The following is a 13,926-nucleotide window of genomic DNA, read 5'->3' as shown; positions in this document are numbered from 1 at the left end:
GCGACAATCCTGTCTCTCCGGTCGCCTGCGTAAAAAATCATAGGAAGAAAGTCATGTCAGAGCTTCCCGATCGCCATGCGATCAATGCCCTTTTCGCCGGGAATTATGCCGACCCCTTCTCAGTACTGGGGATGCACCAGACCACACAAGGTCTTGAAGTGCGTGCGCTGTTACCGGATGCATCCGAAGTCTGGGTGATTGAAACCAACACCGGCCGCAAATGCGCCCAGCTTAAATGTCTTGATTCGCGCGGCTTCTTCAGCGGCGTGATCCCGCGCCGTAAAAACCTGTTTCGCTACCAGCTGGCAGTCAACTGGCACGGCCAGCAAAACCTGATCGACGATGCCTACCGCTTTGGCCCGCTGCTGGCGGAGATGGATGCCTGGCTGCTGGCCGAAGGCACGCACCTGCGGCCGTATGAAACGCTCGGCGCGCACGGCACCACCATTGATGGCGTCGCCGGCACGCGCTTCGCCGTCTGGGCCCCGAACGCGCAGCGCGTTTCGGTGGTGGGCGAGTTTAACTTCTGGGATGGTCGCCGCCATCCGATGCGTTTCCGCCGCGAACTCGGCATCTGGGAGCTGTTTGTCCCCGGCGCGGTTAACGGCCAGCTGTATAAATTCGAGATCATTGATGCGCACGGTCAGATGCGCATCAAAGCCGATCCGTTCGCCTTCGAGGCGCAAATGCGCCCGCAGACCGCCTCGATGATCTGCGGCCTGCCGCCGAAGCTGGAGATGCAGCCACAGCGCAAAATCGCCAACGGCTTTGACCAGCCGATCTCCATTTACGAGGTGCATCTCGGTTCGTGGCGTCGCCACACCGACAACAATTTCTGGCTGAGTTACAAAGAGCTGGCCGAACAGCTGGTGCCCTATGTCAAAGAGATGGGGTTTACCCATATCGAACTGTTACCGATCAACGAGCATCCGTTCGACGGCAGCTGGGGCTATCAGCCACTCGGCATGTACGCGCCGACGCGCCGCTTCGGCACGCGCGATGAGTTTCGTCACTTTATCGCCGCTGCCCACGAGGCGGGTCTCAACGTGCTGCTCGACTGGGTGCCGGGCCATTTCCCCAGCGACGATTTTGGCCTCGCCAAATTCGACGGTACCGAGCTGTACGAGCACAGCGATCCGCGCGAAGGCTACCATCAGGACTGGAATACGCTGATCTACAACTTTGGCCGACGTGAGGTCAGCAACTATCTCTCCGGCAATGCGCTGTACTGGATGGAGCGCTTCGGCATTGATGGCTTGCGCGTCGATGCGGTGGCGTCGATGATCTATCGCGACTACAGCCGCAAAGAGGGTGAGTGGGTACCTAACCAGTTTGGCGGCCGTGAAAACCTCGAAGCCATCGCCTTCCTGCGCCATACCAATCGCACGCTGGGCCGCGCCGCACCCGGCAGCATCAGCGTGGCGGAAGAGTCTACCGATTATCCGGGCGTGACGCGGCCATCCGAAGATGGCGGCCTGGGCTTCTGGTTCAAATGGAACCTCGGCTGGATGCACGACACCCTCGACTACATGAAGCTCGATCCGGTGCATCGCCGCTACCATCATCAGCTGATGACCTTCGGCATGCTGTACAACTACACGGAAAACTTTGTGCTGCCGCTGTCGCACGACGAAGTGGTACACGGCAAAAAGTCGATCCTTGACCGCATGCCGGGTGATACCTGGCAGAAGTTTGCCAACCTGCGCGCCTATTACGGCTGGATGTGGGGCTTTCCCGGCAAAAAACTGCAGTTTATGGGCAACGAATTCGCTCAGGGGCGGGAATGGAACCACGACACCAGCCTCGACTGGCATCTGCTGGAGGGGCTGGATAACTGGCACCACGGCGTGCAGCGTCTGGTACGTGACCTGAACCACAGCTATCGCCACTTTTCGCCGCTCTATCAGCTCGATTTCGATGCCAGCGGCTTCGAGTGGCTGGTGGTCGACGATCACGAAAACTCGGTCTTTGTGTTTGTGCGCCGCGACCGCGAGGGCAACGAACTGATTGTCGCCAGTAACTTTACGCCGGTGCCGCGCCACAACTATCGCTTCGGCGTGAATCAGCGTGGCGGCTGGCGCGAAGTGCTGAACACCGATCAGCATGATTATCACGGCAGCGATCTGCGCAATCACGGTATCGTACATACCGATGACATCGCCAGCCACGGGCGCGCGCAGTCGCTAAGCCTGACGCTGCCGCCGCTCGCCACACTGTGGCTGGTGCGGGAGGGCGATTGATGCTCCAGCCGGGCCAGCCGGTACCGCCGGGTGCCCATTGTGACGGGCGCGGCGTCAACTTTACGCTGTTCTCGCGCCACGCGGAGCGGGTGGAGTTGTGCCTGTTTGATGAACAGGGGAGTGAACAACGCTTCCCTCTGCCGGCGCGCAGCGGTGACATCTGGCACGGCTATGTTCCGACGCTAAAGCCGGGCCAGCGCTATGGCTACCGCGTGCATGGGCCGTGGCAGCCAGAGCGCGGTCATCGTTTCAATCCGGCCAAACTGCTGGTCGATCCCTGTGCCAAAGCGGTATGCGGCGCGGTGCCAGACGACGCGCGCCTGCTGGGTGGAGAGTGGCAGCAGGATGATGCCGACAGCGCCGCGGTGGCACCCAAATCGCTGGTGATCGCCGACGATTTTGACTGGCAGGACGATTGTGCGCCGCGCACGCCGTGGGGCAAAACGGTGATTTACGAGGCGCACGTACGCGGCCTGACGCAGCAGCATCCGGAAATTCCGGAAAGGCTACGCGGGACATATGCGGCGCTGGGGCATCCTGCTATGGTGAGCTATCTGCGCCGGCTGGGTATCACCGCGCTGGAGCTGCTGCCGATAGCCGCGTTTGCCAGCGAACCGCGCCTGCAACGGCTCGGCCTGAGCAACTACTGGGGCTACAACCCGTTTGCGCTGTGGGCGCTGCATCCGCATTACGCGGCGGGTGAAGCGGGCCAGACGCCGCTGCAGGAGTTTCAGCAGGCGGTAAAAGCGCTGCACGCGGCGGGCATTGAAGTGATTCTGGACGTGGTGTTCAACCACAGCGCCGAGCTGGAGGAGATTGGTCCGACGCTGTCGCTGCGCGGCGTCGACAATGCCAGCTATTACTGGCTGGGCGATAACGGTGAATATCACAACTGGACCGGCTGCGGTAATACGCTGAACCTCAGCGATCCGCAGGTGCTTGACTGGGCGCTGGGCGCGCTGCGTTACTGGGTGCAAACCTGCCACGTTGACGGCTTTCGTTTCGATCTGGCCAGCGTGCTCGGGCGCACGCCGGATTATCGCCAGGATGCGCCGTTGTTTGTGGCCATGCAGGCCTGTCCGGTGCTGTCGCAGGTGAAGCTGATCGCTGAACCCTGGGATATCGGGCCCGGCGGCTATCAGGTGGGCAACTTTCCGCCCGGCTTCGCCGAATGGAACGACCACTTTCGCGATACGGCGCGCCGCTACTGGCTGCACGGTGAGTTGAGTAACGGTGATTTTGCCCGCCGCTTTGCCGGCTCCAGCGATGTATTTCAGCGCGCGGCGCGTCTGCCGCACGCCAGCATTAATCTGATCACCGCGCACGACGGCTTCACGCTGCGTGACGTGGTGAGTTATAACCAGAAGCATAATCAGGCCAACGGCGAAGATAATCGCGACGGCAGCAGCAGTAATTTCAGCCATAACCATGGTTTTGAAGGGCTGCAGGGCAACTTCGATGTGGTCGAGCGGCGGCGGCGCAGCGTGCACGCATTGCTGACCACGCTGCTGCTGGCGCAGGGCACGCCGATGCTGCTGGCCGGTGACGAACGCGGTCACAGCCAGCACGGCAACAATAATGCGTACTGTCAGGATAACCCACTCACCTGGCTGAACTGGCAACAGGATGATTTTGGACTGGTCGACTTCACTGCCGCGTTAATCCGGCTGCGTCAGCATATTCCCGCGCTGACGCAGGACAGCTGGTGGCAGGAGGGCGATGGTAACGTGCAGTGGTTGAATGCCAGCGGCAAACCACTGGAAAGGGATGAGTGGGAACAGGGGATGCACAGACTGCAGATCCTGCTCTCCGGCCGCTGGTTACTAACGATAAACGCCACGGATTCGGTGAGTGACCTTGCCTTACCAGACGGAGAATGGCGAGCCATTCCTCCTTTCGCCGGGGAAGATAACCCCATCCTGACAACTGTCTGGCACGGGCCCGCACACGGCGTGTGTGTGTTCCTAAAGCAATCATAAGGAGTCAGACATGGTGAAATTAGATAGAAACGACCCCCTGATGCTGGCGCGCCAGCTCCCTACACAGACGGTTGCCCTGATCCTTGCTGGCGGGCGCGGTACGCGCCTGAAAGATCTTACCGCCAAACGCGCCAAGCCTGCCGTGCACTTCGGCGGCAAGTTCCGCATCATCGACTTTGCGCTCTCCAACTGTATCAACTCCGGGATTCGGCGCATCGGCGTCATCACCCAATATCAGTCACATACGCTGACGCAGCACATTCAGCGCGGCTGGTCATTGTTCAACGAAGAGATGAATGAGTTTGTCGATCTGCTGCCGGCGCAGCAGCGCGCCTCGACCGAACACTGGTATCGCGGTACCGCCGATGCGGTCACGCAGAATCTCGACATCATTCGCCGCTATAACGCGCAGTACATCGTGATTCTCGCCGGGGATCACATCTACAAAATGGATTACTCGCGCATGCTGCTCGACCACGCCGATCGTGGCGCCAAGTGCACCATCGCCTGTCTGCCCGTACCGCTGCATGAGGCCACCGCGTTTGGCGTGATGGCAGTCGATGCGGACAACAATGTAATCGATTTCGTTGAGAAACCGGCGCAGCCGCCGTCCATGCCGGGCGACGACAGCAAAGCGCTGGCCAGCATGGGCATTTACGTGTTCAACGCCGATTACCTCTATGAGCTGCTGGAGGAGGATTTGCAGATCGCCGACTCAAGCCACGATTTCGGTAAAGATCTGCTGCCGAAGATCGTCGCCAGCGGCGAAGCCTACGCGCACTCCTTCACGCTGTCGTGCGTACAGAACGACGAAAACGCGGAACCTTACTGGCGCGACGTCGGTACGCTGGAAGCTTACTGGCGCGCCAACCTCGATCTGGCCTCGGTGACGCCCGAACTCGATATGTATGACCACGAATGGCCGATTCGTACCCACATGGAGCCGCTGCCGCCGGCCAAATTTGTCCAGGATCGATCCGGCAGTCACGGCATGACCATGAACTCGCTGGTCTCCGGCGGCTGCATTATTTCCGGCTCGGTGGTGGTGAATTCGGTGCTGTTCCCGCGCGTGCGCGTTAACTCGTTTTGCAATATTGATTCGGCGGTGCTGCTGCCCGATGTGGTTATCGGGCGATCGTGCCGTTTGCGTCGCTGCGTCATAGACCGTGCCTGCGTCATTCCGGAAGGCATGGTGATTGGCGAAAATCCGGATGAGGATAGTCGCCGTTTTTACCGTTCAGAAGAGGGCATCGTACTGGTGACGCGCGCCATGCTGGCCAAATTGGCCGCTGCGGGTCAGTAAGTGACGAAAGGCAAAGAACATTGCCGCGTGGAACGCGGGCGATAACACAATAGGGGTTCAGGATGCAGGTTTTACATGTCTGTTCAGAGCTTTTCCCGCTGCTAAAAACCGGCGGACTGGCTGATGTCGTCGGCGCATTGCCTCAGGCACAAATTGCCGAAGGTATGGACACGCGGGTGCTGATTCCGGCGTTTCCGGATCTGCGTAAAGGGATTCCTGATACCGAAGTGGTGGCGGAGCTGCAAACCTTTGCCGGGCCGGTCCGCTTGCTGTTTGGGCCCTTCAACGGCGTGGGGATATATTTGATTGATGCGCCGGGACTGTACGATCGTCCCGGCAGTCCGTACCACGATACGTCGCAGTTTGCCTATGTCGATAACTACCTGCGCTTTGCGCTGCTCGGCTGGATGGCGGCCGAGCTGGCCAGCGGGCTGGATACTTACTGGCAGCCGGACATTGTGCACGCGCACGACTGGCACGCCGGTCTGGCACCGGCCTATATCGCCGCACGCGGACGTCCGGCGAAAACGGTGTTTACCGTGCATAACCTGGCGTATCAGGGGCTGTTTTCCGCGCGGCATCTGGACGAAATCCAGATCCCGCGCGCCTATTTTGAAATGCACGGGCTGGAATTCTACGGCCAGATTTCTTACCTAAAGGCCGGCCTGTTTTATGCCGATCATATAACTGCCGTCAGCCCGACCTATGCGCTGGAGATCACCCGGCCGGAGTTCGGCTACGGCATGGAAGCGCTGCTGGAGCAGCGGCTGCGCGAAGGACGGCTGAGCGGGATTCTCAACGGCGTCGATCCCGGCATCTGGGATCCGGCACACGACCTGCTGCTGACCGCCCGCTACGACCGCGACACGCTGGAGAGCAAAGCGGAGAATAAACGTCAGCTGCAGATTGCCATGGGGCTGAAGGTCGATGACAAAGTACCGGTGTTCTGCGTTATCAGCCGTTTAACCAAACAGAAAGGGCTGGATCTGGTGCTCGAAGCACTGCCGGGACTGCTGGCGCAGGGCGGGCAACTGGTGCTGCTGGGCCAGGGCGATGCGGAACTGCAGCAGGGCTTCCTCGCCGCAGCCGCTGAACATCCGGGCAGCGTCGGCGTGCAAATTGGTTATCACGAAGCGTTTTCGCACCGCATTGTCGGTGGTGCGGACGTCATTATGGTGCCCAGCCGTTTCGAACCGTGCGGTCTGACGCAGTTGTACGGCCTGAAATATGGCACGCTGCCGCTGGTCAGGCGCACCGGTGGACTGGCGGATACCGTACAGGACAGCTCGCTGGAAAACCTCGCCGACGGCGTGGCCAGCGGCTTCAGCTTCGAAGACAGCAATGCCTGGTCACTGCTGCGCGCGATTCGTCGTGCTTTTGTTTTATGGTCCCGTCCTTCACTCTGGCGTTATGTTCAGCGCCAGGCGATGGGGATGGATTTTAGTTGGCAGGTGGCAGCACAAGCCTACCGCGATCTTTATCAACGCTTGCTGTAATGAGAGATTGGGATACCGCATATGAACGCACCTTTCACCTATGCCTCACCCACGCTGACGGTTGACGCCCTCAAGCACTCAATCGCCTATAAGCTGATGTTTACCATTGGTAAAGATCCGTCGATCGCCAACAAGCATGAGTGGCTGAACGCCGCGCTGCTGGCGGTACGCGATCGCATGGTGGAGCGCTGGCTGCGCTCCAGCCGTGCGCAGCTGTCGCAGGATGTGCGCCAGGTTTATTACCTGTCGATGGAGTTCCTGATGGGGCGTACGCTGGGCAATGCCTTGCTGGCGATGGGCATCTATGACGATCTCAACCAGGCGCTGGATGAGATGGGACTCGACCTCAGCGAGCTGATGGAAGAAGAGAACGACCCCGGGCTCGGCAACGGCGGTCTTGGCCGGCTGGCGGCCTGCTTCCTCGACTCGCTGGCCACGCTGGGCCTGCCCGGGCGCGGCTACGGCATTCGCTACGATTACGGCATGTTCAAACAGAACATTGTTGACGGCCAGCAGCGTGAATCGCCGGATTACTGGCTGGAGTACGGCAACCCGTGGGAGTTCCAGCGCTTTAACACCCGCTACAAAGTGCGTTTTGGCGGGCGGTTGCAGCATGAAGGCAGCCGGGTGCGCTGGGTTGAGACCGAAGAGATCGTGGCGATGGCCTACGATCAGATCATCCCTGGCTTCGACACCGATGCCACCAACACGCTGCGGCTGTGGGGCGCGCAGGCCAGTAACGAAATCAACCTCGGCAAGTTTAATCAGGGCGACTACTTCGCGGCGGTGGAAGATAAAAACCACTCGGAGAACGTGTCGCGCGTGCTCTATCCCGATGACTCGACCTACTCCGGACGCGAGCTGCGTCTGCGCCAGGAGTATTTTCTCGTCTCCGCCACGGTGCAGGATATCCTCAATCGCCACTGGCAGATGCATGAAACCTGGGACAACCTGGCCGACAAAATTGCCATCCACCTCAACGATACCCATCCGGTGCTGGCGATTCCCGAGCTGATGCGTCTGCTGATTGATGAGCACAAGTTTACCTGGGACGACGCCTTTGAAGTCACCTGCCAGGTGTTCTCGTACACCAACCATACGCTGATGAGCGAAGCGCTGGAGACCTGGCCGGTGGACATGATCGGCAAGATCCTGCCGCGTCACCTCAGCATCATTTTCGAAATCAATGACTACTTCCTGAAGACCATTCAGGACTACTATCCGGACGACTGGGATCTGATGGCGCGCATCTCGATCATCGACGAAAACGATGGTCGCCGCATCCGCATGGCGTGGCTGGCGGTGGTGGTTAGCCACAAGGTCAACGGCGTGTCGGAGCTGCACTCTAATCTGATGGTGCAGTCGCTGTTCGCCGATTTTGCCCGCCTGTTCCCGGGGCGCTTCTGCAATAAAACCAACGGCGTGACGCCGCGCCGCTGGCTGGCGCTGGCCAACCCGGCCTTGTCAGAGGTGCTGGATGACGCGATTGGCCGCACCTGGCGTACCGATCTGGCTCAGCTGAGCGAGCTGGTGCCGCACATTGACTATCCGGCGTTTATTGAACAGATTGCCGATGCCAAGTTCGCCAACAAAAAGCGCCTCGCGGAGTGGGTGGCGAAGAATATGGATATCGTGCTGGATCCGCAGGCGCTGTTCGACGTGCAGATCAAGCGTATTCACGAATACAAACGTCAGCTGCTGAACGTGCTGCACGTCATCACGCGTTACAACCGCATCAAAGCCGATCCGACCGCAGAGTGGGTGCCGCGCGTCAATATCTTCGCCGGGAAAGCGGCGTCGGCCTATTACGTCGCCAAGCACATCATTCACTTGATCAACGATGTCGCCAACGTGATCAACAACGATCCGCAGGTGAAGAACAAGCTGAAGGTGGTGTTTATCCCTAACTACGGCGTCAGCCTGGCGCAGATCATCATTCCGGCGGCGGATCTCTCCGAGCAGATCTCTACCGCCGGCACCGAAGCCTCCGGCACCAGTAACATGAAATTTGCGCTAAACGGCGCGCTGACCATCGGTACGCTGGACGGGGCCAACGTGGAGATGCGCGAGCACGTCGGCGCAGAGAATATCTTTATCTTCGGCAACACCACGCCGCAGGTGGAGAAGCTGCGCACTGAGGGCTATAACCCGCGCAAATACTATGAAGAGGATGCGGAACTGCACCAGGCGCTGACGCAAATCGCCAGCGGCGTCTTCAGCCCGCAGGAGCCGGGGCGCTACCGTAACCTGTTCGACGCGCTGGTCAACTTTGGCGATCACTATCAGCTGCTGGCTGATTACCGCAGTTACGTGGATACCCAGGATAAGGTGGATAAGCTTTATCGTCAGCCGGAAGAGTGGCAGCGGCGTGCGGCGCTGAACATCGCCAATATGGGTTATTTCTCCGCCGACCGTACCATTCAGGAGTACGCGGATGAGATCTGGCATATTTCGCCGGTGAGGTTATAAAAAAGGTCGCCATGAATGGCGACCCTACAAAATATGGCCCGATGCGCATTGATGCGCATCGGATACAATCCCACAACCGCTGCTGTTTGTCACAGGGTGCGCATTAATGCGCAACTGGCACAATCCCACAACCGTTGCTGTTTGTCACAGGGTGCGCATTGATGCGCAACTGGCTCAATCCCACAACCTTTGCTGTTTGTCGTAGGGTGCGCATTAATGCGCACCTGGTAACGGCTTACTTCAGAGTAATACTCTTCACAATCGCATCGGCATCGCTCTGCGCCTGCTGCTGATTGTCGGCGGGCAGGGTGATCTGCAGCGTCAGCAGTTTACCGTCCACCTTCGCCAGAATAACCGAGGACCAGGAGGTCTGGTTATTGGCGGAAATCACCGTATCCAGCTGCTGTGCCGGCTGGTCTTTCAGCGTCACCGCTTTGTTCGACACCACCTGCAGCTGCGGATCGCGGTTGCGCTGCTGCTGCTCCAGACGCTGAGCCAGCGCATCCAGTGCTTCACTGGTCGGATCGCCCGCAATCACGATAATTGCGCGCTGGCCGGTTTCATCGGCATACACGTGCATATTGGTGGATTCCGAACCCAGCTTGCCGCTCTTATCCGACATGCCTGCTGGCAGGCTGAAACTCAACTTACCGTCCATCAGGTTCACCGTCTGTGCTGACTGACTGGCGCTGGCGCCGTTGCTGTTTGCCGCCGTGTCGTCTTTCTTCTGATCACACGCCGCCAGGCCTAACACCAGCAGGCCGATGCCCGCATATTTCACTAAGTTACGCATTCTTATCCCTTCGTAAGGTTTCCATCAGCCGTTATCAAAACGGAATCGGTGCTTAAAAGCAATCAGCGCTTTGTCAGGAAATCTTAGCGTGCCGTGGCGTTTCGTCTACGTTCAATTAGCCGAAATTCATCTGGCGCTGAGCCGAACGTTCCGCCAGGCGCTTAAGTGCCGCATTGAGCAGAACTCCGTAAGCAGGCAGGAAGAAAACCATGCAGATCAGCACTTTGAAGCTGTAATCCACCAGTGCGATCTCCACCCAGTGGCTGGCCATGAACGGGTCCGGACTCTTATAAAAGGCGATAAAGAAGAAGGCCAGCGTATCGCTGATGTTGCCGAGGAACATGGCGCAGGCAGGCGCAATCCACCACTGCGGCAGTTTACGCAGGCGGTTAAACACGTGCACGTCAAGGATCTGCCCCAGCGCATAGGCCATAAAGCTGGCGCAGGCGATACGCGCCACGAACAGATTGACCTCCTGCAGCGAGGCCCAGCCCTGCCACGCGCCCTGATAAAACACGCATGACACGATGTAGGAGATAAACAGCGCCGGAATCATCACCGCAAGGATAATGCGCCGTGCCAGCGGTGCGCCAAAAATACGCACGGTGAGATCGGTGGCGAGAAAAATAAACGGGAAGCTAAACGCACCCCAGGTGGTGTGGAAACCGAAAATCGCGACCGGCAGCTGCACCAGATAGTTACTGGAGGTAATCACCAGCAGGTGAAACAGCGACAGCCAGAATAGCGCATGCATGCGCTGACGAGCAGAGAAGTTGATCATAAAGGCCTTTTTTAAAAATGGGGTGAGGGAACCCATCCTCTTCATACTTCAGGTTTTATGTGCGTTGGCTGCGCCTGCTCACCCCAGTCACTTACTTCAGTAAGCTCCTGGGGTGAGCAGGCTTGCCGCCTTCCTAAAACCTGAATTATTTTGAGGAATTGGCAGTAACATTAAAAAATCGGACGGCATCTTAGCGTGTTGCGCAACAAATGCAATGGTTAATTTTAACGCAATCGTTCTCGCCTTGCGCGCGCGCTGTAGCGCGTTAGAATGAGCGCCCACCCTGAATAAAGACAGAGAATCATGAGCGATCCTTTTTCCGCTGCGGACCATACGCTTGATGCGCTTGGGCTGCGCTGCCCGGAGCCGGTGATGATGGTGCGCAAAACCGTGCGTACCATGCAGGCGGGCGAAACGTTGCTGATCATCGCCGACGATCCGGCGACCACGCGTGATATTCCCGGCTTCTGCCGCTTTATGGAGCATCAGCTGCTGGCACAGCAGACCGAGAGCCTGCCGTACCAGTATCTGATCCAGAAAGGCGCGGATGCCTGATCGCGGCATCCGCCCGCCTCAGCGCTGACGCAGCAGGCGCAGCGCGTTGGCGGTGACCAGCGCGGTGGCACCGGAATCGGCCAGCACCGCCAGCCACAGGCCGGTAAAGCCGAGCAGCGTGGTGACGAGGAAAATCGCCTTCAGCCCCAGCGCCAGCGCAATATTCTGACGGATAATGGCGCGCGTGCGGCGTGCCAGCTGCACGGTGCGCGGCAGAATCGCCAGGTTATTTTGCGTCAGAGCCGCATCGGCCGCTTCCAGCGCCACATCAGTGCCGCTGCCCATGGCAATCCCCAGCGTCGCGGCCTTCATGGCTGGCGCATCGTTGATGCCATCGCCGACCATCGCCAGCGGCTGCTGTTCGCCCAGTTCACGCACGGCGGCTACCTTATCCGCAGGCAACAGACCGGCGCGATAGCTGATGCCGAGTTCGGCGGCAATCGCGGCGGCGGCGCGCGGATTATCGCCGGTCAGCATCACGCTGCGAATCCCCAGCGCCTGCAGCGCCGCCAGCGCACTGCGGGCCTCCTCGCGCAGCAAATCCTGCAGCGCCAGCAGCCCGAGCGGCTGTGCTTCGCGCAACAGCACCACCACGGTTTTGCCCTGTGCCTCCAGCTGCGCAATCTGCTGCTGCTGCTGCGCGTCACTCAGCGCCGCCACATCGCGCGGTGCCAGCAGCTGGTGCATCACGCCGTTGATCTGCGCGCGAATGCCGCTGCCGGCCAGTGTTTGCTGATGCTGCGCCGGTGGAATCACCTGCTGCTGGCGCTGCGCTTCCGCGACTATCGCCCGCGCCAGCGGATGGCCGGAGCCCTGCTCAATAGCGGCCGCGAGGCTGAGCAGCTGTTGCTGTGCATCTGCGCCAAACGGCTGCACGTCGGTAACCTGCGGTTTACCGGCGGTCAGGGTGCCGGTTTTATCAAACGCCAGCGCCTGCACCCGGCTGAGGCGTTCGAGCGCCGCGCCGCCTTTAATCAGCGCGCCCTGGCGAGCCGCCGCCGCCAGGCCGGAAGTGATAGCGGCAGGCGTGGAGATCACCAGCGCGCACGGACAGCCAATCAGCAGAAGCGTCAGCCCTTTGTAGATCCACGGCAGCCAGGCGCCGAATCCGAGCAGCGGCGGCAGCACCATCACCAGCAGCGCCAGCAGCATGATGGCCGGCGTGTAGAGGCGGCTGAAGCGATCGATAAAACGCTCCACCGGCGCGCGGTGACTTTCGGCCTCTTCTATCAGCTGCAGAATGCGGTCGATAGCGCTGTGGCCCGGCTGTGAGGTCACGCGCAGCGTCACCAGCCGATCCACGCTGGTGGCGCCTGCCATCACGGCATCGCCCGGCTGATGGGCCACCGGTAGCGATTCGCCGGTCAGCGCACTTTCATCAAAGCTGGCGCTGGCGTGCAGCAGCTCGGCATCGGCGGGCAGACGACCGCCTGCCGCTACTTCAATCACATCACCGGGCTGGAGCGCCGCCAGTGCCACCTGCTCACGCTGTGTGCCATTGACGCGCGTGGCGGTGTCCGGACGCAGCGCCATCAGCGCGGTGACGCCACGGCGCGCCCGCGCGGCGGCATAGGCTTCCAGCCGTTCTCCCAGCTGAAACAGCAGCAACACCATGGCAGCTTCGGCGTGGGCGCCAATCACCAGCGCGCCCGCGGCGGCGAGGGTCATCAGGGTTTCAATGCTGAACGGTGAGCCGCTGCGTATGGCCTGCCACGCGCTGCGGGCTACCGGCACCAGACCGACCAGCGTGGTAAGCACAAACAGGCGATCGCCCCACAGCGGCGTGAGCTGGCTCAGCAGCCAGCTGGCGATCATCAACAGCGTGAGCAGTATGAGCGCCGCATTATCGCGCCAGCGGCGCGCCGCCGGTGCGGGGTTCTCAGTGGATTTCAGGTTAAAGCCGGCGTGGTTAACGGCCTGTTCGATAGCCGGACGAATATCGCTGTGCGCCTCCACCAGCAGATTTTCACTGGCGAATATCACCCGTGCGCTGGCGACCTGCGGCAGCTTTTGCACGGCGGTTTCGATTTTGCGTGCGCAGCTCGGGCAGTCCATGCCGGCAATCTGCCAGCGAAACTGGTATGACGCGGACGTGCGCCTGTCGCTGTCGGCGTCGCCGCCGCCGGGACTGTCGTCATCGCTGGTGCAGCAGCCGCAATCACTGGACGCGGCCACCGGCTGCGCGGCGGAAATCTTCAGGGATGCAGGCTGAACGCTGCGTACCGCGCACAGCGGTTTTGGCTGACGGTGTGATTTGCCACAGCGGCAAGAGTGGGCATGTTGATGCATGTGACCTCCGGTTGCAGAAGC

9 protein-coding genes are annotated in these 13,926 nt (G+C 60.1%); 6 read left to right on the top strand and 3 right to left on the bottom strand.

Going from position 1 to position 13,926, the window contains the following annotated elements:
- Positions 1-53 precede the first annotated feature (53 nt).
- From glgB to glgP, 5 genes are all read left to right on the top strand, one after another.
- Positions 54-2,240: a 1,4-alpha-glucan branching enzyme gene (gene glgB / locus AC6I8F_RS17985; protein ID WP_058757592.1), complete on the top strand. Its 2,187-nt coding sequence runs from the start codon at positions 54-56 to the stop codon at positions 2,238-2,240.
- The gene (gene glgX, locus AC6I8F_RS17980) at positions 2,240-4,219 is read left to right on the top strand and encodes a glycogen debranching protein GlgX (protein WP_498028315.1); all 1,980 of its coding nucleotides are present in this window, start codon (positions 2,240-2,242) and stop codon (positions 4,217-4,219) included. Before glgB ends, glgX begins: the two co-directional genes overlap by 1 nt.
- Positions 4,220-4,229: 10 nt before the next feature.
- Entirely contained in the window at positions 4,230-5,522 is a 1,293-nt protein-coding gene (gene glgC, locus AC6I8F_RS17975) for a glucose-1-phosphate adenylyltransferase (protein WP_058757590.1), read from the top strand.
- Between the two features lie 62 nt (positions 5,523-5,584).
- The gene (gene glgA / locus AC6I8F_RS17970; RefSeq protein ID WP_058757589.1) at positions 5,585-7,018 is read left to right on the top strand and encodes a glycogen synthase GlgA; all 1,434 of its coding nucleotides are present in this window, start codon (positions 5,585-5,587) and stop codon (positions 7,016-7,018) included.
- 21 nt (positions 7,019-7,039) lie between these two features.
- Positions 7,040-9,487, top strand: coding sequence for a glycogen phosphorylase (gene glgP, locus AC6I8F_RS17965; RefSeq protein WP_058769996.1), 2,448 nt, complete (start codon positions 7,040-7,042; stop codon positions 9,485-9,487).
- Between the two features lie 235 nt (positions 9,488-9,722).
- Here glgP and AC6I8F_RS17960 read toward each other — a convergent pair whose 3' ends face one another.
- Both AC6I8F_RS17960 and AC6I8F_RS17955 read right to left on the bottom strand, forming a co-directional pair.
- A complete protein-coding gene (locus tag AC6I8F_RS17960; protein WP_059009882.1) occupies positions 9,723-10,280 on the bottom strand; it encodes a DcrB family lipoprotein in 558 nt (185 codons plus the stop codon).
- A 115-nt stretch (positions 10,281-10,395) separates the two neighbouring features.
- Positions 10,396-11,061 carry a 7-cyano-7-deazaguanine/7-aminomethyl-7-deazaguanine transporter gene (locus tag AC6I8F_RS17955; protein ID WP_021508018.1) on the bottom strand — a complete coding sequence of 222 codons (666 nt, stop codon included), beginning with the start codon at positions 11,059-11,061 and terminating at the stop codon, positions 10,396-10,398.
- A gap of 303 nt (positions 11,062-11,364) precedes the next feature.
- Here AC6I8F_RS17955 and tusA point away from each other — a divergent pair, with 303 nt between their 5' ends.
- Complete coding sequence (gene tusA / locus AC6I8F_RS17950) at positions 11,365-11,616, top strand: sulfurtransferase TusA (RefSeq protein WP_021508017.1); 252 nt, start codon at positions 11,365-11,367, stop codon at positions 11,614-11,616.
- An 18-nt stretch (positions 11,617-11,634) separates the two neighbouring features.
- Here tusA and AC6I8F_RS17945 read toward each other — a convergent pair whose 3' ends face one another.
- Positions 11,635-13,905 (bottom strand): zinc/cadmium/mercury/lead-transporting ATPase, encoded by a 2,271-nt coding sequence (locus AC6I8F_RS17945; RefSeq protein ID WP_498028314.1) that lies wholly within the window; start codon positions 13,903-13,905, stop codon positions 11,635-11,637.
- Positions 13,906-13,926: the final 21 nt, after the last annotated feature.

This window comes from gamma proteobacterium symbiont of Axiagastus rosmarus (assembly GCF_059730925.1).
Note: the sequence above shows the minus strand (reverse complement) of the source record. Positions and strands in the feature narration are given on the sequence as shown.